Here is a 21,737-nt window from a genome sequence, read left to right as displayed (position 1 = left end):
CCGGTCATGACCTCGTGGACCGTAAATTCCTGCTTTTCCAAGGCTTTCGGGCGGCGTTATGTGGAAGGTCCCAGCACACTTCATTGTTTTCCGGCCGGTCGTTGAGAATGGTTTTTCGCGGCTTTGCAAACCACACGGTTTACTACCGGTTGCCAAAAAACCATAATTACCTCACCTAGATCGCACATCGACAACAGGCATTACGAATTGGATCAACGCTTGCGCATATCACACATCGTCCTTGGTGCATTTCTTGCAATCGCGCAGTCCGCCTATGCTGAAGTCGCATCACCGCCCGTTTTGGCGCCGCTAAAGCAGCAGGCGCAAGCCGCTCAGTTGAGCGCACAACTCCTCACGCGATACAGCTACAGGCCTGTTGCGCTCGATGACGCCTTGTCGGCCAAGATCATGGATCAGTTCATCAAATCACTGGATCCGGACCACATGCTCTTCCTGCAAGCGGACATCGACAAATTCATGTCTAACCGAAGCGAGATCGACGATGCCGTCGAACGGAAGGATTTGAAGATCCCGTTTGCGATCTTCAATGCCTATGAGCAGCGTATTGTCGATCGTATGACCTACGCGCGTAATTTGCTTAAGCAGGGCTTCGATTTCGGCGTACAGGAAAATTATTCAGTTGTGCGTGACAAAGCGCCCTGGCCGCAATCGGAGGCCGAAAGCAATGAGCTCTGGCGCAAGCGTGTCAAAAGCGACTGGTTGCTGCTGAAACTCGCCGGCAAGACCGATGCAGCCATTCGGGAGACGCTCGACAAACGCTATGCAAACGTTCTCGAGCGCGCCTATCAATATAAAAGCGAGGACGTATTCCAGTCGTTCATGGAGGCCTACGCAACGTCGGTCGATCCGCATACGGACTATTTCGGCGCGGCTGCTTCGGCAGATTTCAATATCTCGATGAAGCTTTCGCTCGTTGGTATCGGTGCGGTTCTGCAAGAGCGCGACGACTACACGACGATCCGTGAGCTCGTGCCCGGCGGTCCTGCCCAGTTGTCGGGCAAGCTCGTGGTCGGAGATCGCATTACGGGCGTTGGTCAAGGCAAGGATGGCGCGATAAAAGAAGTGGTCGGCACGCGCCTCGATGAAGTCGTGCAATTGATACGCGGGAAAAAAGGCTCCGTCGTGCGCTTGGACATCCTGCCCGCGGATGCCGGGCCAGATGGCACGCATCGTGTTGTCAGCCTCGTGCGCGATAAAATCAGCCTTGAAAAACAGGCTGCAAGGAAGACCGTTCTCTCCGTGAATGACGGGGGTGTCACACGCAAAATCGGGGTGATCACCCTGCCGACATTCTATGAGGACTTTGAAGCCCGGCACAAAGGGGACAAGGACTATAAAAGTGCGAGCCGCGACGTCGCCAAGCTTCTCGACGAATTGAAGCAGGAAAAGGTCGACAGCGTTCTCATAGACGTGCGCAACAATGGCGGCGGTTCATTGGATGAGGCAGTTGATTTGACGGGCCTGTTCATCGGCAATGGCCCGGTCGTTCAGCAACGGAGTAGCGACGGCAAGGTCGCGGTCAGAAGTGCGGATTTTGCGGCACCTGTCTGGACAGGCCCGATGGGCGTCCTCATCAATCGTGGGTCGGCATCGGCTTCAGAGATTTTTGCCGCGGCAATCCAGGATTACGGTCGCGGCGTGATCATCGGCGAACCGAGTTTCGGCAAGGGCACCGTTCAGACCGTCGTTGATCTCGACCAGATCGTGCGCAACAGCAAACCCGAACTCGGCGAGCTGAAGGTGACGATTGCCCAGTTTTTCCGGATCAATGGCGGTACGACGCAGCTGCGTGGTGTGACGCCCGATATCAGCTTGCCCGGGCTTTCCGACCCGGCGAGCTTCGGCGAGACGAGTTATGACAACGCTTTGCCGTGGGCGCAGATCAAACCCGCGAATTACGCACCCGCCGACACGGTCGCAAAGTTGCTGCCGACCTTGCAAAGCCGCCATGATGCGCGGGTTGGAAGCGATCCGGCCTTCCAGGGACTCGTGAAGGATATTGCCGACCTCAAGGCGCTGCGCGATAAAGGCGTCGTTTCCCTCAATGAAGCCGAGCGTCGCAAGGAAGCAACTGCTCGAGAGGAGCGCCGGAAGTCCCGAGCACAGTTGCTCGGTGGCGAAGATACCGGCGCGGATGATGGGCTGGAGTCGAACGAACGCAGCCTGAGTGCCGATATTGCCATTGAAGATGCTCGCAAGAAAGCAAAGGACGTGCTTCTGGACGAGGCAGCCGCCATCCTTGCCGACGAGGCGGATTTGCAGCAAGGCGTGTCGAAGACAATCACCAAGCAGTAGACACAGGCGGAAAGTAGTCAGACCGGAGCGTCCCGTCGCGGCCTATCGGGCCGGCCGAAGCGATCCCAGCTTCGTCCGGCCAGCGAAAGGATTGATTACCGCCAGTCGCGGTCGCGATCCCAGCGGTCGTAGCGTCTGTATTCGCGCCAGTCGCGATGCGGACGACCCCAACCGTAGGAGCGATCCCAACCGTAGTAGCGTGGCGGCGGCGGTGCCCATCGATTGGGCCGGCAAAAGCCGCGCGGGCTCAAATGATAACCGCGGCCACAGGCGTAGTCGACCGTTACGACGTTCGAGGCTGCCGGAGCCGTGACCCTGCCAGAGGGCATGGCATTTGCAGCTCCAGCTGTCATTCCGGCTGCGAGAAGGGCTATGGTGACGAGAAGTTTTCGCATCTTCGTTTCTCCGATTATTGGGCGATTTAACGCCTGTCCCGGTGAACCGAGGCTGAAAACGCCGTTCACCTGGGCGACAGCTTCAGCCGCTAGTCGCGTTCCCAGCGATCACGCCGGTCATCGCCGCGCCGATCGTTGTTGCCGGAGTTGGATGCCTGCAAATGCTCCAGCACCTGCAGAACAGCGTCGGCGCAGTCCTTTGTGGAGTCGCCGTCGGCGCATCTGAGATCGATCCTGGTCTGGCCGTTCTCGATGTGGAACCGGGCACCGCGCTCCCTCGGCTGCGAACGCCAATCATCATCAGCACGCTCCTCGTTCTTGCTGGAAGAATTCGGTGGCGGCGGTGGATTTTGCCTGCTGGATTCTGGTGGTGGAGGCGGCGACGGTTCGGCTGGCGCCTGCGCAAGGGCGCAAGTGGAGATCAGTCCAAAGACAGCCGCCGTTGACAGTCCTATGATTTTGTTCATGACGTTACCTCGCTTCTGTGCCGAGGTAACGAAGGGTTGAGGCGATAGTTCCTGTCGGGCGATTGCGGCTGATACCTAGCCATGCCGGGGCCAGTATCGTTCAGTCCGATCCTGCCTGTCACGGGCAGATCGTCTGGTCCTGTCTTGCGGACGGGATTGAATCTCGCACAGGAGATCGCTTGCTTCCTGTATGTCCGGTCGATGCCTAGTGGAGGCCCTGCAGCCGATTCCGCCGTTCACTCAACAATTCATGTTGCACCAGGTCTCGCGCTTCGGCTGAAAGGCCGTTCGGCCCGGATAGTCCGAGCGCGACTAACCTCGCTTCGATCGCCTGTGGAACACTATCTGCTTCGTGCTGGCAGAGCCGCACAAGCCACTTCCATTCGTCGCTTGTCATGTCCCTTCGCGCGACCATCAACTGCCTCCAGCCCAAGGATAACCGTAATTTCGAGAATATCACAATTCTCATCGAAAGGCAGTGAGGCACGCCGTTTTGCAATTCCTCGGTCATGACGATACAGATCTTCGGATCTCCTGTGCCGGGCCCCGGGCCGGTAGTCGCGGGAAGCGTGTGCTGGTTCCCCGAATCGGGCGGCCGGAGAATGGGAGGATCGAGGAGGCTGCAACCTATCCTTGACTCTGATAGCCTGCTATCCGACAGTGTCGCCTGTTAAATCCATGGGGATTCAATGGGCCTCACGAAAGGCTTCACGATCGTCGGCAGAGCTGCGATAGCCGCCATCGTGTTAATGTTCCTTGCGCTCTCGCTTGTCCTGGGCTTTTGGCTGCATTCGAGCTACATGTCCGCCGTCAGGCGTGGAGAGGATCAGGTCACAGCCACAGCCAAGATCGTTGCTGCCAACGCGATCTGGATCAATTCTCTGGCGCGCCAGACCCTTTACCGCATGGACGATGCCTTCGGAGCGGCTGAGGCATTGCCGGACGACGCGCGTATTCGAAGGCTCAACGCCGCGACGGCTGCATTGCCGACCACGGCAACGGCTTACGTGGTCGCTGCGGATGGGACGCTGCTCTATTCCACTGATCGCGAAAGCAGCCCCGCAGACATCGTCGATCAAACCTATTTCCGCCGCCTGGCCAATGGCGCAGAGGACCATACGTCGGCGATGACCGTCATGCGCAATACGGATCGCCACGTCTTCCTATCGGCTGCGCGCATCGAGAGGAACGATAAGTTCGAAGCCGTCGCGATCCTGGCGTTTGATGTCGGAATGCTGCGATCGATCTGGGACGCCGCCTCGCTCGGAGCAGGCTCGACGGTGAGCTTCTTGAGACGTGACGGAAAGCTGATCGCCAGATATCCCGAACCGAAAGAAGTCGTCGATCTCGGTAACTATATCCTGTTCACCGACTATATGCGCAAGGCGACATCGGGCTCCTATGTGTCTGTCTCCCCTGTCGACCAAGTCGAAAGGCTGGTGGCATACCGCATCGTCGAGCGGACACCATTCGTCGCCATCGCATCGGTCGACACCGGCGCAATTCTCAAGCCGTTCTGGACCGATGTCTCGATTGCCGCGCTGATCGTTCTCCTGGCACTTTGCGCCGCCGTGGTGGGCGGGTTGAAGATCCTGAACCTGGCGCATGCAGACGCGCGCCACACCGCCGAACTTGCCGAGGCGCTCCGAACCAATCAGGTGCTGATGCGGGAAATTCATCACCGGGTGAAAAATAATCTGCAGACCGTCATGGCGCTCATCCGGCTGCAGGGCCTGCGGCCTGAAACCGTCCAGAGGGTGAACGAGCGGATCGTTGCCATGTCGGCGGTGCACGAGCAAATGTATGGCTTCGATCAATTCAGCAGCGTCACTGCGCGGCAGTTCGTTCCCAACCTGGTGCGCACGCTGGTCGGGTTGCATGATCGCGACATCAAGCTGACCTTCGAGATCGACGATATCAGGATCGATGCGGACAAGGCGACGCCATTTGCATTGTTGCTGAACGAGCTTCTGACAAACAGCATGAAATACGCCTTCGTCGACCGGACCGACGGTCATATCCGCATCAGGCTGCTCAAGCATCCCGATGGCAAGGTCCTGCTTGAAGTGGCTGATGACGGCGTTGGCTATGAGCCGGTTGCGACAGAAAGCGGCATGGGAAGCCGGTTGATAAAATCCTTCGTCAGCCAGATGGATGGGACCTACGGCACCGAACGGGCACGCGGTACCGTCTTTACCGCCCTGTTGTCTATCGCTGCGCGATGATGCTTGGAACGGCGTTGGCGTCGGCGATTTTGGCTTTCCGTGCAAAAAATCTTTGAAGCAATCTCCGGCTGTGCTGGCGCTGGCGAGGAACTCCCTCCGGACCGGCGGCAATTGGCGAAACCGCCCGCGCGCCGCCGTCGCTTGATGTCAACCACGACTGAGGCGTTTCGGATTTCCTAGGGCCAGCAAGCCGCCTTCTCAGCTCCTAACCTGGCCGCCACCGCGGCCCGACGGGTCGAAGCGCACCCGTTCGGAGGTCGAGTAGAGATACAGGCTCTGCTGTCGCCGCTTATCTAGGGGAAAGGTCAGTCTTATTCCAACTTGGCATTGCAAGTTTCCCGCCCTGGATTATTTGATAGGGTTCGAAGAACACACCCGGAGTGTCCGTTGAATAAAACCCGGCCAGCGCTCCTTCTCATCACGGCGTCGCTCATTCCGGTCATCATACTGGCAGCGCTGATGGGAAGGTTCTTCATCAAGGAGCAGCAGGCTGCTCTCGACGATGACATTCGCGGCCGGGCAGCGACGTTGGCCGCCACGCTTCAACGCGAACTCGCGAGCCAGATCCAGCTGCTTTCGATCGTCGCCGATTCCCCTCGGCTCGATCCCCCCATACCGCGCGCCGCTTTTGCCGAGACTGCGCGGCGTCTGCGCGATCGGGTGCCGGAATGGGAGCAGATCCGGATTTCCAACGAGAAGGGCGAAGTGGTTCTGTCATTTCCGCCGCTCGACCCCTCCGCCGATACGCATGTTGTGGACATGGAAAGCCATGACGCCCTAGTTCGCACGGGTGTCGCGGTGGTCGGCAATATCGCCATCGGGCCGAAAGGCCAGGCGGCCTTTGCCTTGCGCGCTCCGATCCAGAGGAGCGATCGTCTGAAAGCCGTCCTTTCGGTGGTGATCCGTCCGACGATCGTGACGAAACTGCTTTATGCCAATGGACTTCCAGGATCATGGTCGGCCTGGATCGTCGATGGGCAGGATCGTCTGGTTGCATCGACCGGCGATCCCGCGCTTGCCGGCAATCCGGCGAGCGAATTCGCAAGCTTTTCCGGCAATGACTTCGGGACGGCCACCGTCAAGAGCGGATTGGAGCTTCGTGTCGCCGAAGTCGCGCTTGCCGACACGCCTTGGCGGGTAAGGGTTGGCCTGCCGGTTTCCGATTATGAGAGGCTGGCGCGCAGGGCCACCATGCTGCTTGTGACGGCGAGCTGTTTCACACTTCTGTTGTCCGGCTCGGCCGTGTTTCTCTTCTACAGGGAGGCGCGCGCCCGGAACCGGGAGCGCGAGAGCATGGCCAACTGGCAGCGGATGGATGCGCTTGGCAAGCTGACAGGGCAGGCTGCTCACGATTTCAACAATCTCCTGATGGTCTTCCAGTCAGGGGTTGAGGGCATCAAGAGACGGCGAAACGACGAACAGCGCGTGACGCAGCTTCTGATGCACATGAGCGATGGCGTGGCACGAGGAAAGGCGATCACGCAAAGGCTGCTGTCGTTTTCAAGGCGCTCCAACCAAGGTGCCTCCCAGATCGAACTGGACGTCAGGCTTGCCGACCTGTCTCCGCTGTTGCGTCAAGCGATCAACGACACAATCGTGATGGAGATCAGGATACCGGAAGATACCTGGCCGGTTCACGTCGATCCTGCCGGGCTTGAAATCGCCCTGATCAACATCCTGACGAATGCGCGCGAAGCCATGACGGGAGGTGGAAAGGTGACGATTTCCGCCCGCAATGTGCTCAACGCAGCCACAGAGGATCCGGGGCTGCAGGGCCCATTCGTGGCGCTGACGATTTCTGACACCGGGACAGGCGTTGCCCCGGAAAATCTCGCGCGGGTATTTGAGCCATTCTTTTCCACCAAGAAAAATGGTGGCTCAGGCCTTGGTTTGACGCAGGTCCACAGTTTCGCCACCGGCAGCGGCGGTGCGGTCAAGGTCGCAAGCCTGGCCGGTCACGGCAGCGCCTTTACCTTGCTTTTACCACGATCGAGCGGGCCGCGTGCGGCACGTCCGGATCCAGCACCCCCCGCGAATCTTCCCCATGCGATCATGATCGTCGACGACACACCGACATCGCTTGAATCCGTGCGACTGGCGCTCGAGGGCATCGTGCCGTCGATCTTCCTGGCCGCAGGTGGACCTGAGGCAATCGAAATCCTGGGCCGCCATCCTGAAATCGAAGCGATCGTCAGTGACATCATGATGCCGGGCATGTCGGGCATTGAGCTTGCCGAGGAGATCCGCCGCAGAAACGCATCTCTACCCGTCGTGCTGATGACCGGCTACAGCGACAGGCTTGAGGCCGGTACGGAGGTCGGCTGTCCGGTTGTCCCGAAGCCCTTCAAGATCGAGGATCTGGCCGCCAGCCTCGAAAAGGCGAAAACCTCTGTAGTCCAATCTGCAAATGTCGTGCGCCTGGAAATTCCGACGAAGGGCTGACCAGCTTCGACGTCTTTGCGAGGTTCATTTTTCGCGCGACTGCGGCAAACGAGTTTCGGCAACGATCTGCTTCCCTCCATCAGCCGTTACCGCCGATCTTATCGTCGCTGCTCCTTTCGAGGGGAACCCTGGCCAATCTTTGCCGTTTTGCGCTTTGCAAAGATAAAAGGAATATGTCGATGGTTGGAACAAGCGCCAAGCGGGGCACGGCGATCTTCGCGGAAGCGATACTCGTCCTCGGACCGGTCAATCCCTGGTCAGACATTCAGCTGGAGCATGCGGTGCGATGATTACTAGCGAACAGCTGCGCGCAGCGCGCGCGCTATTGCGATGGGAGCAGAAGGACCTTGCCGATGCCGCACGGGTTTCATTGCCTTTGATCGAGGAGCTTGAAGCCGTGCCCGGGCAGTTGAAGACGGAAGGGCGGGCAATTGAAACAATCATCAACGCCGTCCGTTCGGCAGGTGTTTCGTTTTTCGACGGAGACTATTCAAGCCCGGGCGGACCTGGTGTCCGCTTCAGCCAGCCTTCCGGCTCCAGCCTGGATACCAATGAAGACGAAACGATCCAGTACCGGGAATTCTTCGAGAACGATGCGCCGCCTGGTGCGGGTGGTTGAGACGACGCGCGCCTTCCAGCGAAGGTCCGGACACGCTGGCTGCCGGGACATTAAGGGACGCCTTTCCGCGTCCCGGCTGTCTCATTTTGTCGGCGGTGAAGCCTTGCCAAGCTTGACGGAGGGTTCCCGGCCCCAGACACGCAGCTTGCCGAGTTCGGTGACGAACGTGGCAATGCCCTCTTCTCCAGGCAAGCTCAAGACGCCCTCGTCGATGCTTTCGGAAATTCCCGCCTTTTCTAGCAGCGGCAGCGCCGACGGATCATAGCCGATAAACTTGCAATGCTGGAAAGCATCGGCGACGAAGTCACGTGCTGTGGCCTCCTTGACGAGGTCTTCGATAGCGGCCGGTGCGGTCAAAAGTGCTATCGCGTCGAAAAGCACCGACGGTGCGCCATCGATCATATGCTGCGCTTCGATCCAAGTGCTGTCCGAAGCCGTCACGCCACCAACCTTGGGAGCAATCAGTTCGAAGACCGCTTTCTGCTTGGTAAGAGCCGTTGTCACGCCCTTGAGCAGTTTGGCATCGACACCGTCGGTAATGAGGATGCCAAGTTTGCGCCCTTCGAAGCGTCCAGGACCGCGTTTCACGATGCTGAGCGCGGGTGAGGGCTCCAGGTCCTGACGCGTTGGAATAGCGGCCTGAGCCGGTTTCGGCAGCGACTGCAATCCCAGTTTTTCTGCGACGGTGGTCGCCAACGTTTCGTCGATGTTGATCAGATGAGATACCATTCGCTCGCGGATGACAGGGTTCTCGACCTTGCTGAGTTCAAAGGTGAGCGCCATGGCGATGTGCCGTTGCTCGGGCGGCGTCTGGCTGATGTAGAACTGGCGCGACTGGCTGTAATGGTCGGCGAAGCTCTCCGGACGCAGCCTGGCCTTTGCGCCTTGTTCCTCGGACGCGAAATGTCGAAAGCCTTTCTGAGGCGATTCTCTCGGACCTTCGCCCCAGGAGTTTGGCAGGTAGTTGACCCGGCCGGCCGGATTGCGCATCGCCATGTGGCCGTCCTGCTGAAAGGTATGGAAGGGACACTTTGGCGCATTGATCGGCAGGTGCGTGAAGTTCGGGCCGCCGAGGCGCTTGAGCTGGGTATCCAGATAGGAGAAATTCCGGCCCTGCAAAAGCGGATCGTCGCTGAAGTCTATCCCCGGCGGAACGTTCTGCGTCATGAAGGCGACCTGTTCTGTTTCGGCGAAGAAATTGTCGGGCATGCGATCGAGCACCAGCCGGCCGATCGGTTGAACAGGGAGGATTTCTTCCGGAATGATCTTTGTCGGATCAAGCACGTCGAAATCGAACGTGTCGGCGAACTTCTGATCGAATAGCTGGACGCACAGTTCCCACTCCGGAAACTTACCCGACCGGATTGCCTGCCAGAGATCGCGGCGATGGAAGTCTGGATCAGCGCCGTTGATCTTGACCGCCTCGTTCCAGGCGACGGACTGCAGCCCAAGCTTCGGCTTCCAGTGGAACTTGACGAATGTCGACTGATCCTTAGCGTTGACGAAACGGAAAGTATGGACGCCGAAGCCCTCCATGAAGCGGAAGGATCGGGGAATCGCCCTGTCAGACATGACCCACATGATCATATGCATGCTTTCAGGCGTCAGGCTGATAAAGTCCCAGAAGTTGTCGTGGGCGGATTGCGCCTGCGGAAAACCCCGGTCTGGCTCCGGCTTTACGGAATGGACCACGTCGGGAAATTTGATGGCGTCCTGGATGAAGAAAACCGGGATGTTGTTGCCGACGAGATCCCAGTTTCCTTCCTTGGTGTACATCTTCACGGCAAAACCGCGAACATCCCGCGCAAGATCGAAGGACCCTTTGCTGCCCGCGACAGTTGAAAAGCGCACGAAGGCGGGTGTCCTTTCGCCCGGGCGCTGGAAAATGTCGGCCCGCGTGTAGTCCGCAAGGGATTTATAAGTCTCGAAAAAGCCATGCGCACCATAGCCGCGGGCGTGGACCACGCGTTCGGGAATGCGCTCATGGTCGAAATGGAAGATCTTTTCTCGGAAGTGGAAGTCATCGATGAGTGCAGGTCCGGGTGCCCCGACATGCAGGCTGTTCTGATCGTCTGCTACAGGGCCACCTTGGGCTGTTGTCAGCACCGGATGCCCATCTTCGGCGAACTGATGAAGCTCGCCCCCTTCGCCGCGATGGAGTTTCCGGTCATGGATCGTCGCTGTGTTTTTCCCGGCGGTCGTCGAAGGTTTCTTGGCCATCATGTCGTTCCCTTGCGATATATGTGAATTGCCAACTGGAAATGCTGCCTCGGGGCCGGTCCGCTCATGTCGGAGCGTTCGATCTGGCCCGCATCGCGGTGCTTTGGCGTCTTGGTGGTGCTACCGGGCGCGGACGCATTCCCAATGTCTGCGCGGCGTCATTGTTCCCAATCGTACTGAAACGAAGGTCCCAGGTCGGCGCTCGCTCAGCCGTCTGTACATATTGAGGTGGACCTTCGAACGAGCACGAGCGTCGAAGAATGGTATTCACGCCCCCGCCGACAGTGCAGGCCGCAATGCCCGAGCTCATAAGATCGGTTTGCCGCCTGTCACCGCAATCGTTGCTCCCGAAACATAGCTCGACAGCGGATCGGCGAGCATCACATAGGTGGTTGCAAGCTCGGCGGGCTGCCCAGGTCGCTGCATCGGCACCTGTTTGCCGAAGTTCCTGACGGCTTCGTCCGGCATCGTCGAGGGAATGAGCGGCGTCCAGATTGGGCCTGGCGCGACCGCATTGGCACGGATGCCCTTTTCCGCAAGCATTTGGGCCAGACCCGCCGTGAAGTTCTGGATCGCCCCCTTGGTTGTCGCATAGGCAAGCAGGTGCGGGCTCGGACTGTCAGCATTGATCGACGCCGTATTGATGATCGCGCTGCCCGCTTTCATATGCGGGACTGCCGCCTTGGTCAGATAGAACATTGCATGGATATTGACCTTGAAGGTCAATTCCCACTCGTCATCGCTGATTTCGCCGATATCCTTGAAGCTTGCCTGATGGGCCGCATTGTTGACGAGGATGTCGATACCGCCAAGTTTGCCGCGCGCGGTTTCGATGATGTGCCGGCAATGTTCGGGATGCTGCAGGTCCCCGGAGACGAGAATGGCCTTTCGCCCTGCTTCTTCGACCCATTTCTGGGTTTCGCGTGCGTCTTCGTCCTCGTCGAGATAGGCGATGAGAACATCTGCGCCCTCACGGGCATAGGCAATCGCAACGGCTCGTCCGATACCGCTGTCGCCGCCGGTAATAATCGCTTTCCTGCCGGTCAGTCGGCCAGATCCTCGATAGGTCTGCTCGCCGTGGTCCGGTACCGGCGACATAGCGTCGGTCGTGCCCGGCATGGGTTGGCGCGCCGTATCGAAGGGTGGGGTCGGGTAGTTGGCCATTTTCTGTTTCTCCGGTTTTGACGATGGGCCGGCCTCAGGCGACGGCGACCAAGGACTTTGGCTTTCGCCCGTCGCGGAAGCGGGCGGAGCGTCGATACACAACTCGTCGGTCGGCCAGCAGTTCCCGGTGAGTTCGCGGAGATAATCCGGATTGAGCGCCGTGTTTGCGCAGCTCGTTCCGGCCAGCCATCTCAAGACGGAAGGTATTGGTCTTGTTCTTGCCGGAAGCTAACCAACTGATTTAACGAACCCTTCGACCGGCGGTCGAAGCGGCATCCGAAGCGACATATCCCGTGGGCAATTAAGTCAGCCTTCCAAATCAGATCTTCCGCAGCTGATAACGGCTCTTGACAGGCAATCTCTTGTCATGGAGTGTAAGTAAAGCGTTTTACTAAAGCGGTTTACAAGCTGATGGCGCAAGCGAGAACTCCAGGGTTGAAGGATGTCGCGAAAGCGGCGGGGGTGTCGGTGACGACAGTCTCGCGCATGCTGAACGGCTCGCTGGATTTGCCTGCCCTCACCAAGCAGCGTATCGAAAACGCTATCGCTTCCCTCAAATACCAGCCGAACCCTCACGCGCGGCGGCTGAGCCGCGGCCGCTCCGACATGATTGGGCTGGTCGTGCCCGATATCGCCAACCCGTTCTTCGCGACCATGGTGGCGGCGGTCGAAGAGGAGGCAAACGATCGGGGGCTGGCCGTTTCGCTCTACGCGACTCTCAACCGGACCGGCCGTGAAGTCACCTATCTTCGGCTGCTCGAGCATAATCATGTCGACGGCCTGGTTTTCGTCACCAACCATCCCGACAACGGCGATCTCGCAGCTCTCATCAATCGAACAGGCAAGGTGATCGTCGTCGACGAAGACGTTCCGCTTGCCAGTGTCCCGAAGCTCTTCTGTGACAACTTTCAGGGCGGCCATCTGGCGGGGCGCCATCTGGCGGAGTTCGGCCATCGGAACGTGCTCTATGTGGGCGGTCCCGATGCCATGATCAGCACGCAGCGCCGTTTCAACGGATTACATAGGGGCCTGCAGGAGCATTTCGGTGGTGGTGCCTCGATCCGGCGCTACAGCGGCGAATATACGGTCGCCTGCGGGCGGGACATGGCGCGCCGCTTCCTGGAAGAAGGCAAGCCTGCGACCGCAATCTTCGCGAGCTCCGACGAAATCGCCATCGGCATGATCGAAGTCTTCAGGGAGAAGGGAATATCGATCCCTGAAGACCTGTCGATCATCGGCTTTGACGATGTCAGTCCGCTGCACCTTTTTGCGCCGCCATTAACGGCGATCCGGCAGCCGGTGCGCGCTATCGGCCGGCGTGCCCTGTCCCTTCTTCTTGAAACAAACTGGCAGGAGAGCAAATCGCTCGCCACCGAGGAACTCGTGCCAGTCGAAATCGTCGTGCGGAACTCCGTTGCGCCGCCGTCGACCCATAATAAGCAACGATAACGAAACCAGAGGATGAGAACATGAAACAGATCAGACGTCGGGCGTTCAGCGCCGCTCTTGCCTTCACCGCGCTTGCCAGCGCCACACTTGGAGCTTCGCTCGCTCACGCTGCGGGCAAGACCTATGCGCTGGTGCAGATCAATCAGCAGGCCCTTTTCTTCAACCAGATCAACGAAGGCGCGCAGAAGGCGGCCGATGCCTCCGGTGACAAGCTTGTCATCTTCAACGCCAACAATGAAGCGGCCGCACAGAACAGCGCCATCGAAAACTACATCCAGCAGAAGGTTGATGGCCTGATCGTCGTCGCAATTGACGTGAATGGCATCATGCCGGCGGTCACACAGGCTTCGGACGCCGGTATTCCCGTTGTCGCCATTGATGCAATCCTTCCCGATGGACCGCAGAAATCGCAGATCGGCGTCGATAACGGCAAGGCCGGCGCCGATATGGGTGCCTACTTCCTCGACTACGTGAAGAAGAACATGGGCGGCAAGGCCAAGGTCGGCATCGTCGGCGCCTTGAACTCCTATATTCAGAACGTCCGCCAGAAGGGCTTCGAGGACGCCATCAAGGGCGATGGCATCGAGACCTCGGGCGTCGTCGACGGCCAGAATATCCAGGATAACGCATTGGCTGCTGCCGAGAACCTGATTACCGGCAATCCCGACATGACGGCGATCTACGCAACCGGTGAACCGGCCCTGCTCGGCGCCATCGCCGCTGTCCAGAGCCAGGGCAAGCAGGACAGTATCAAGGTCTTCGGATGGGATCTGACCGCTCAGGCGATTTCGGGTCTCGACGATGGCTACGTCGTTGCTGTCGTCCAGCAGGATCCTGCCGGCGAAGGCAAGGCCGCAGTCGAAGCTCTTGCCAAGCTGACTGCAGGCCAGAGCGTCGAAAAGAGCATTTCCGTTCCGATCACGATCGTGACGAAGGAAAATGTCGAGCCATACCGGGCCGTCTTCAAATGATGACGGACAATCGGCCTGTTTATGCCGGGGCCGGGGAGGCGCAAGCCTCCCCGCATTCCTCCGGCTCGTCCGCCCGGACACCTGCTGTCTCACTGCGCGGGATCCGCAAGACGTTCGGTTCGCATCAGGCGTTGCGTGGCGTCGACCTCGACCTCTTTCCAGGCGAGTGCCTTGGTCTTGTCGGTGACAATGCAGCCGGTAAGTCAACGCTTACCAAAATCATCTCCGGAACCTATCTGCCGGATGAAGGGACGATTTCGCTGAACGGCGAAGATGTCCATCTGTCCGGGCCTGCGGATGCTCGCAACCGCCATATCGAAATGGTCTTCCAGGATTTGAGCCTCTGCGACCATATCGATGTCGTCGGCAATCTGTTTCTTGGACGCGAACTCACCAGGGGTCCGTTCCTCGACCGCCAGAAGATGATGAGCGAGGCGCGCAAGATGCTGGATGCGTTGGAAATCCGTATTCCGCGTCTCTCCGCCAAGGTCGAGAAGCTGTCTGGGGGCCAGCGCCAGGCGATTGCGATCGCACGCGCGGCTTCCTTCCAGCCCAAGGTTCTGATCATGGACGAGCCGACATCGGCATTGGCGGTCGCGGAGGTCGAGGCTGTGCTTGCACTGATCAACCGCGTCAAGGCAAAGGGTGTATCCGTCGTCCTCATCACCCATCGCCTGCAGGATCTGTTCCGCGTCTGCGACAGGATCGCCGTCATGTATGAAGGCACCAAGGTTGCCGAGCGGGACATCGGCAAGACCAATCTCGAAGATCTCGTCAAGCTCATCGTCGGGGGAGAAAGACATTGACCGTCTACACCGAACGCGCCAAGGGCTCGCCGATAGCCGACTTTCTGGGTGAGAACGCTCAGGTTCTGTCGATCGCCTTTTTCTTTCTGGCATGCCTCGTCTTCTTTTCGTTGACGACGACGACCTTCATGACGACGGGCAACATCCTGAACATCGTGCGCCAGGCAGCTCCTATCCTCGTCGTCGCCATCGCCATGACCCTCGTCATCGTCACCGGCGGGATCGATCTGTCGGTCGGTTCGATGCTGGCCCTGATCAACGCCGTTGCCGCCATTACACTGGCGACAGGCATACCCTGGCCCGTAGTCTCGATCGGCATGCTCGCCTTCGGCGGCATTGTCGGTCTGCTTCAGGGCTGGTTCATCGCCTACCAGAACATTCCAGCCTTCATCGTCACCCTTGCCGGGCTTTCCATCCTGCGTGGCGTGGCCCTCTACCTGACGCAAGGCTATTCGATTCCGATCAACAACGAGCCTGGCTTCTTCTACCTGGGGCGTGGCGAACTGGCGGGTTTTCCTGTCCCGGCGCTCATTGCGATTCTGGTTGCGATCGCAGGCTACGTCATCATGGCGGTCACCAAGTACGGACGGCAGATCGTGGCTGTCGGATCCAACATGGAAGCAGCGCGCCGCGTCGGCATGCCGGCCAAATGGATCGTCGCCTCGGTCTACCTCGTGTCAGGCGCCGCCTCCGCACTCGCTGGTCTTTTGATCGCGGCTCGCCTCGGTTCCGGCTCGTCGAATGCCGCTGTCGGCTTCGAACTGCAAGTCATCGCGGCGGTCGTGCTCGGCGGCACCTCGCTGATGGGCGGGCGCGGCACGATGATCGGCACGGTCCTTGGGACGATGACCATTGCCGTCATCGGCAACGGGCTGATCCTGATGCATATCTCGCCCTTCTTCACCCAGATCGTCACCGGCGCGATCATCCTTGTCGCCATCTGGCTGAACACTCGCATCTTCACAACCAACTTCCGCTTGGCGGGCAGGAGGAAGAGCTGATGGCGGCAAATGAGCTTTCGCCGGGTCACGTGCGATCCGGCAATGTGATGACGGTCTCCGGGCCGGTTCCAGCGGCGGAAATCGGCATCACGCTGATGCACGAACACATCCTCAACGATTGCCGCTGCTGGTGGCATGCGCCGAAGACGCCTGAGCGGCAATATCTTGCCGAAGGGTTTGTCTGCATGGAGATCCTCGGCGAACTGAGGCAGGACCCCTTCGTCAACAAGCACAATATCACGCTCGACGACGAGAACCTTGCCGTCACCGAACTCGGGGACTTTGCCAGTCTCGGCGGCCGTACGGTCGTTGAGCCCACATGTCAGGGCATTGGTCGCGATCCTCTCGCCTTGCGGCGGATTTCTGGAGCGACAGGGCTGAACATCGTCATGGGTGCCGGCTTCTATCTGGGTTCCTCGCATCCGGCCAAGGTTGCCGGCATGTCCGTCTCCGAGATCGCCGACGAGATCGTCTTCGAAGCGACGGTCGGGGCGGATGGTACCGATGTGAAGATCGGCCTGATCGGCGAAATCGGCGTATCCTCTGATTTCACCGCCGCCGAGGAAAAATCGCTGCGGGGTGCGGCGCAGGCACAGGTACGCACCGGCCTGCCGTTGATGGTCCATCTTCCCGGCTGGTTTCGGCTGGGCCACAAGGTCCTTGATATCGTCGGTTCCGAAGGCGCCGATCTCAGGCACACCGTGCTCTGCCACATGAACCCGTCACATGACGATCTCACCTATCAGTCGGAATTGGCCGCCCGCGGCGCGTTTCTCGAATATGACATGATCGGCATGGACTTCTTTTACGCCGATCAGCAGGTGCAATGCCCGAGTGACGAGGAGGCGGCGCGCGCGCTCGTCAAACTCGTCGAGATGGGATATGCGGATCGCCTCCTGCTCTCCCACGACGTCTTCTTGAAGATGATGCTCAAGCATTATGGGGGCAACGGCTACGCCTATATCCTGCGCCACTTTCTGCCTCGCCTGAAGCGTAACGGTCTCGATGATGCGATGCTCGACGTCTTCATGCGCGCCAATCCAAGGTCGGTTTTTCAGGCCAGCGCCTGACCGCCATATAAAAAGAAATGGAAACATCATGACAAAGAAGGTTCTTCTCGTCGGCGAAAGCTGGGTCAGTTCCGCCACGCATTATAAGGGTTTCGACCAGTTCGGGAGCGTCACGTTTCACCTCGGCGCCGAGCCGCTCGTTGCGGCACTCAAGGATAGTTCATTCGAGCTCACCTATATGCCGGCCCATGAAGCAGTCGAAAAATTCCCCTTCGACATGGCAGGGCTCGACGCTTTTGATGCGATCATTCTCTCCGATATCGGCGCCAACTCCCTGCTGCTTCCCCCGGCGGTCTGGCTGCATTCCAAGACTGTTCCGAACCGGCTGAAACTGCTCAAGGCCTGGGTCGAAAAGGGGGGCGGGCTGCTGATGGTCGGCGGTTATTTCTCGTTCCAGGGCATAGACGGCAAGGCGCGCTGGCGTCGCACGCCGGTCGAGGATGTCCTGCCGGTCACCTGCCTGCCCTATGACGACCGGGTGGAAATACCGGAGGGAACGACACCTGTGCTCGTCAAGCCCGGTCACGAGACCGTCGCCGGTCTGTCAGGCGAATGGCCATTGCTGCTCGGCGTCAACGAAGTCGAGGTGCGCGAGCGAGCCGATGTCGAAGTCATTGCCCGGCTACCGGAGGCGGAAGGTGGCCATCCATTGCTGGTCACAGGCCGCTTCGGCAAAGGCCGAACTGCCGCCTGGACCTCGGATATCGGTCCGCACTGGCTCTCCCCGGCCTTCTGCGAATGGGAGGGCTACGGGCGTCTTTGGAAGAATATTCTCGGCTGGCTGACGGAGGCAGAATAGCCTCATTCGCCGGCGAGAATGCCGGCGAGTTCTAACCTGGTTGGGAAGGCCGAACGCGTCCCGCGGCGGCTGACGGTAATGGCCGCAGCCGCAGTTGCGTGATGGATCGCCTTCGCATCGAGCCTGGTCGATCGGAGGGCCGCAGAGGCAAGGGCGACCGCCATGAAAGTGTCACCGGCGCCGGTCGTATCGACGACCTCTGTGACACGGGCAGGAACGGTTGCCAGTACCTGATTTCCGCTGGCAAGGATCGCCCCGTCGCCGCCGAGGGTCAGCACGGTCTGCGTCACGCCGGCTTCGGCGAGGCGCTGGATCGCGGCCTCGCCGAACGATCCGGTCAGACTTTCGGCCTCGCCCCTGTTGAGGAAGGCGATGTCGATGAGTGGCCAGAGCTCGGCGAAATAGGGCCTGAGCGGAGAGGGATTGAAGGCGGTCGTCAGGCCGCGGCGTCGGGCTTCGGCGAGAATGCCGCGGGTCACGTTTTCACTGAGGTTGCCCTGGAGCACGACGAGGTCGCCGACCGCTGCATCGTCAAGCGGGGCAAGCGCCTCGGACAGGGTCAAGGCTTCGGCCGAGTCCGTCGTCGTGACGATGGCGTTTTCGCCGTCGGGCGTCGTGAAGATGATGGAGAAATCGCTGGAGCGATGAGGACTGCCCAGCAATCGGGCGTCCAGCGCTTCACCAGCGAGCTGGTCGCGGATCGTCTGGGCGCGAAAATCGTCGCCGACGGCCGTGACAAGCGTCGTGGGAAGGCCTGTGCGGCCCATCACGACGGCCTGATTGGCACCCTTGCCACCGAGGTCGCGGGTTTCCTCCCGACCGAGGATCGAGGCGCCGGCTTCGGGCATGGACATTACGGAAATGGTTTCGTCGACGGCGACGTTACCGATGACATAGGCACGCATGGCTGGCTTTCAGAAGGGAAAGAAAAATGCAGCAGATATCGGATAAGGCCACAAGCGCCATACGGGAAATATTCGGCACTGACAAGGCGCTGATTGGCATGATCCATTGCCCGCCTTTCCCGGGGGCTCCGCGCTACCGCAGCGCGGCAATGGATGCGATCTATGACGCCTGCATGCGCGATGCGGAGGCGCTTGTCAAAGGCGGCATACACGGATTGATCGTCGAAAATCATGGCGACATCCCGTTTTCCAAGCCGGAGGATATTGGCCACGAGACCGCAGCCTTCATGTCGGTTGTGACGGACCGCATCTCTCGTGCCGTCGGGGTACCGCTCGGCATCAATGTGCTTGCCAATGCGCCGATCCCCGCTTTCGCGATCGCGGCAGCCGGTGGGGCGCGCTTCATCCGTGTCAACCAATGGGCCAACGCCTATGTTGCCAATGAAGGCTTCATGGAAGGCCGTGCAGCCGAGGCCATGCGCTATCGCTCGGCCCTGCGTGCCGAACATATCAAGGTGTTTGCCGACAGCCATGTCAAGCATGGCGCACACGCCATCACCGCCGACCGGACGATCGACGAACTGACCCGTGACCTGGCGTTCTTCGATGCCGATGCAGTGATCGCCACCGGCCAGCGAACGGGCAACAGCGCGACAATGGAGGAGATAGAGGAAATCGGTGCTGCGACCCATCTTCCATTGCTCGTCGGCTCGGGCGTGACCAAGGATAATATCGTCGAGATCCTCAAGCGCACCAACGGCGTCATCGTCGCGTCGTCGCTGAAGGAGGGCGGCGTCTGGTGGAACCCTGTCGAACCGGCTCGTGTCGCAGCCTTCGTCGAAGCCGCAAAACCCGGTCTGGAGTCGTGACGATCATGGTATCTCTCTCCGAACAGATGCTCGACGAGAACCGTGACGTCTTCGAAGCCATGGTGCACCACCGCTTCGTCGAAGACATCAAGGCTGACCGCCTCCCGAAGGAGGCCTTCGAACGATATCTCGTCTTCGAGGGCGCCTTTGTTGAAACGGCGATTGCGATCTTCTCCTATGCCACGGCAAAGGCCGGGACCATCGAGGAGAAACGTTGGCTGATCGGCGTCCTGGATGCACTTGCAAACCAGCAGATCGGCTATTTCGAGAAGACCTTCGCAGCCCGCGCCATCGATCCCGCCCGCTATGATACCGGCCGGGCCGATGTTGCTGCGTTCCGCGAGGGAATGCTGGCAATTGCCCGTGACGGCGGCTTTCTCGACACGATTGCCGCGATGTTTGCGGCCGAATGGATGTACTGGACCTGGTCGACCGAGGCCGACCGGACTGATATCAGCGATCCGCTTCTCAAGGCATGGGTCAAGCTTCATGCCGAACCGGAGTTCGAAGCGCAGGCGCGCTGGTTGAAGGCGGTGCTGGACGAGGCCGGTGAGACGATGGATCCTGCCGAACGCAAACGATTGAGCGCCATTTTCGGCCGTGCTCAACGCCTTGAGATCGATTTCCACGAAGCAGCCTATTCCTGAGAGCCTGCGCAATGACCGGCAATCCCGAGATCAATGGAGAACGCCTGCTGGAACGACTGGACCGGTTTGCCGGGATCGGCGCGACCGCGGGCGGCGGTGTCAATCGTCAGGCCCTGACGGAGTTGGACCGAAAAGCCCGGTTGCTGCTGGCAGAGTTGGCAGAGGCGCGCGGTTTCGGTGTCTTCCAGGATCGCGCCGCCAATCTTTTCATCCGCCGGCCGGGCAGAGACGAGGGGGCGCCGCCGCTCCTGATTGGCAGCCACCTCGACAGCCAGCCGTCCGGAGGGCGCTTTGACGGTGCGCTCGGGACACTGTCGGCCTTCGAAGTCCTGGAAAGTCTTGAGGATGCGGGCGCTGAAACTCAAAGGCCGATCGAAGTGGTTGCCTGGACGAACGAGGAGGGATGTCGCTTCGCACCGGGCTGCATGGGATCCTCGGCATTCTCGGCAGGCGAGATTCCGTTTGCCTGGTCCGATCTGGTCGCAACCGACGGCGCACGGTTTGGCGACGAGCTGAAGGCAACCATTGCCAGCCTTCCGCAGGCCGCGATGCGCGATCTCGGCTTTCCTGCTTACGCATATCTCGAACTGCACATAGAGCAGGGGCCGTCTCTCGAGAAAGAGGACATCCCCATTGGTATCGTCACCGGCATCCAGGGGACGCGGTGGCTGGAAGTGACGGTGTCGGGCCAGACCGCCCATGCTGGGACCACTGCGCTCAACTATCGTCGGGATCCGCTTCGCGCGATGATCGCGGCCCTCAACGGGCTTTACGCCAGTATCATGCCTCAGGACGAGCGTGCCCGATTTACCGTCGGACGTATCGCCGTAGAACCCGGTGCCATCAATGCCATCCCGCAGACGGCGCGATGCACCATCGACATCCGTCATCCGGATTCATCGGAGATCGATCGTTTGAGCGCGACCATCGAGCAAGTCTTCGGCGACCGCGCGGGGGCGGAACATTGTCAGGTCGCAATCAGGCAAACTTTCGATATGCCTCCGGCCAACTTTCCTCGAACGGTGCTGGAAGCACTGGACAGGGCCGCGATAAAAGGCGGGCTGGCAACCAGGAAAATGCTGTCAGGTGCCTTCCATGACGCATTGTTCGTCAACCGGGTCGCACCCGCGGCACTGATCTTCGTGCCTTGTCGCGATGGCCTCAGCCATAATGAAGCCGAATATACCGCACCGGATCATGTTGTTTCCGGAGCACGCATGCTGCTGCTGTCGACAATCGAAATTCTGGAAGCCGCGCTTTGAAGCCTATGGCTCGGAATTGATGATCGTAAGTGCTGTATCGAGGGATGGCCCGTCGCGAAGATCGCTGCGCTCCTGAGCCGTGCCCGCGGATATTTGTAGTGCTCAGTGAT

Annotated in this window: 19 protein-coding genes; 13 read left to right on the top strand and 6 right to left on the bottom strand. The window is 59.7% G+C overall.

What is annotated here, in order from left to right:
* The first annotated feature begins 219 nt into the window (after window positions 1–219).
* Complete coding sequence (locus tag FHT93_RS18005) at window positions 220–2,316, top strand: carboxy terminal-processing peptidase (protein ID WP_183848923.1); 2,097 nt, start codon at window positions 220–222, stop codon at window positions 2,314–2,316.
* Window positions 2,317–2,411: 95 nt separating this feature from the next.
* Here FHT93_RS18005 and FHT93_RS18000 read toward each other — a convergent pair whose 3' ends face one another.
* The 3 genes from FHT93_RS18000 to FHT93_RS36000 all read right to left on the bottom strand — a co-directional run bounded on the left by FHT93_RS18000 (window position 2,412) and on the right by FHT93_RS36000 (window position 3,593).
* On the bottom strand, window positions 2,412–2,711 hold the full coding sequence (locus FHT93_RS18000; RefSeq protein WP_112542536.1) for a hypothetical protein: 300 nt from the start codon (window positions 2,709–2,711) through the stop codon (window positions 2,412–2,414).
* A gap of 89 nt (window positions 2,712–2,800) precedes the next feature.
* On the bottom strand, window positions 2,801–3,178 hold the full coding sequence (locus tag FHT93_RS17995) for a hypothetical protein (RefSeq protein ID WP_112542535.1): 378 nt from the start codon (window positions 3,176–3,178) through the stop codon (window positions 2,801–2,803).
* Window positions 3,179–3,383: 205 nt separating this feature from the next.
* Window positions 3,384–3,593 (bottom strand): hypothetical protein, encoded by a 210-nt coding sequence (locus FHT93_RS36000; RefSeq protein ID WP_112542729.1) that lies wholly within the window; start codon window positions 3,591–3,593, stop codon window positions 3,384–3,386.
* 274 nt (window positions 3,594–3,867) lie between these two features.
* Between FHT93_RS36000 and FHT93_RS17990 the strand changes: the two genes are divergently transcribed.
* The 3 genes from FHT93_RS17990 (at window position 3,868) to FHT93_RS17980 (ending at window position 8,464) form a co-directional block, all read left to right on the top strand.
* A complete protein-coding gene (locus FHT93_RS17990; protein ID WP_183848709.1) occupies window positions 3,868–5,403 on the top strand; it encodes a histidine kinase dimerization/phosphoacceptor domain -containing protein in 1,536 nt (511 codons plus the stop codon).
* A 387-nt stretch (window positions 5,404–5,790) separates the two neighbouring features.
* Window positions 5,791–7,845, top strand: a complete 2,055-nt coding sequence (locus FHT93_RS17985) for an ATP-binding protein (protein WP_183848707.1) — start codon at window positions 5,791–5,793, stop codon at window positions 7,843–7,845.
* 286 nt (window positions 7,846–8,131) lie between these two features.
* Window positions 8,132–8,464, top strand: a complete 333-nt coding sequence (locus FHT93_RS17980) for a hypothetical protein (protein WP_183848705.1) — start codon at window positions 8,132–8,134, stop codon at window positions 8,462–8,464.
* Window positions 8,465–8,545: 81 nt separating this feature from the next.
* Here the strand turns inward: FHT93_RS17980 and catE are convergent, their stop codons facing one another.
* Together catE and FHT93_RS17970 are read right to left on the bottom strand one after the other, a co-directional pair.
* Window positions 8,546–10,684: a catalase C gene (gene catE / locus FHT93_RS17975; protein WP_183848921.1), complete on the bottom strand. Its 2,139-nt coding sequence runs from the start codon at window positions 10,682–10,684 to the stop codon at window positions 8,546–8,548.
* 306 nt (window positions 10,685–10,990) lie between these two features.
* A complete protein-coding gene (locus tag FHT93_RS17970) occupies window positions 10,991–11,848 on the bottom strand; it encodes an SDR family oxidoreductase (protein WP_183848703.1) in 858 nt (285 codons plus the stop codon).
* A gap of 411 nt (window positions 11,849–12,259) precedes the next feature.
* Between FHT93_RS17970 and FHT93_RS17965 the strand changes: the two genes are divergently transcribed.
* The 6 genes from FHT93_RS17965 to FHT93_RS17940 are packed head-to-tail and all read left to right on the top strand — an operon-like array spanning window position 12,260 to window position 17,944.
* A complete protein-coding gene (locus FHT93_RS17965) occupies window positions 12,260–13,297 on the top strand; it encodes a LacI family DNA-binding transcriptional regulator (RefSeq protein WP_112972424.1) in 1,038 nt (345 codons plus the stop codon).
* Between the two features lie 20 nt (window positions 13,298–13,317).
* Window positions 13,318–14,268, top strand: coding sequence for a substrate-binding domain-containing protein (locus FHT93_RS17960; RefSeq protein ID WP_183848701.1), 951 nt, complete (start codon window positions 13,318–13,320; stop codon window positions 14,266–14,268).
* Window positions 14,268–15,074 (top strand): ATP-binding cassette domain-containing protein, encoded by an 807-nt coding sequence (locus tag FHT93_RS17955; RefSeq protein WP_246781639.1) that lies wholly within the window; start codon window positions 14,268–14,270, stop codon window positions 15,072–15,074. Before FHT93_RS17960 ends, FHT93_RS17955 begins: the two co-directional genes overlap by 1 nt.
* On the top strand, window positions 15,071–16,075 hold the full coding sequence (locus FHT93_RS17950; protein ID WP_183848700.1) for an ABC transporter permease: 1,005 nt from the start codon (window positions 15,071–15,073) through the stop codon (window positions 16,073–16,075). Before FHT93_RS17955 ends, FHT93_RS17950 begins: the two co-directional genes overlap by 4 nt.
* A complete protein-coding gene (locus tag FHT93_RS17945) occupies window positions 16,075–17,145 on the top strand; it encodes a phosphotriesterase (RefSeq protein ID WP_113147783.1) in 1,071 nt (356 codons plus the stop codon). Before FHT93_RS17950 ends, FHT93_RS17945 begins: the two co-directional genes overlap by 1 nt.
* 28 nt (window positions 17,146–17,173) lie before the next feature.
* Complete coding sequence (locus FHT93_RS17940; RefSeq protein WP_113212265.1) at window positions 17,174–17,944, top strand: glutamine amidotransferase; 771 nt, start codon at window positions 17,174–17,176, stop codon at window positions 17,942–17,944.
* A gap of 2 nt (window positions 17,945–17,946) precedes the next feature.
* On the opposite strand, the gene FHT93_RS17935 is transcribed toward FHT93_RS17940, so the two are convergent.
* Entirely contained in the window at window positions 17,947–18,849 is a 903-nt protein-coding gene (locus tag FHT93_RS17935) for a PfkB family carbohydrate kinase (RefSeq protein WP_112542524.1), read from the bottom strand.
* 26 nt (window positions 18,850–18,875) lie between these two features.
* Between FHT93_RS17935 and FHT93_RS17930 the strand changes: the two genes are divergently transcribed.
* From FHT93_RS17930 to FHT93_RS17920, 3 genes are read left to right on the top strand one after another with little or no spacing between them, the layout of a single operon-like run.
* Window positions 18,876–19,718: a BtpA/SgcQ family protein gene (locus FHT93_RS17930; RefSeq protein WP_183848698.1), complete on the top strand. Its 843-nt coding sequence runs from the start codon at window positions 18,876–18,878 to the stop codon at window positions 19,716–19,718.
* A gap of 5 nt (window positions 19,719–19,723) precedes the next feature.
* Window positions 19,724–20,365: a TenA family protein gene (locus FHT93_RS17925; protein WP_113147894.1), complete on the top strand. Its 642-nt coding sequence runs from the start codon at window positions 19,724–19,726 to the stop codon at window positions 20,363–20,365.
* 11 nt (window positions 20,366–20,376) lie between these two features.
* Window positions 20,377–21,627: a Zn-dependent hydrolase gene (locus tag FHT93_RS17920; RefSeq protein WP_183848696.1), complete on the top strand. Its 1,251-nt coding sequence runs from the start codon at window positions 20,377–20,379 to the stop codon at window positions 21,625–21,627.
* Window positions 21,628–21,737: the final 110 nt, after the last annotated feature.

Origin of the sequence: Rhizobium sp. BK379, assembly GCF_014193955.1 — a bacterium.
Lineage (GTDB): Bacteria > Pseudomonadota > Alphaproteobacteria > Rhizobiales > Rhizobiaceae > Rhizobium.
The sequence above is the reverse complement of the archived record's forward strand: the minus strand, read 5'-3'. Positions and strand labels throughout refer to the sequence as shown.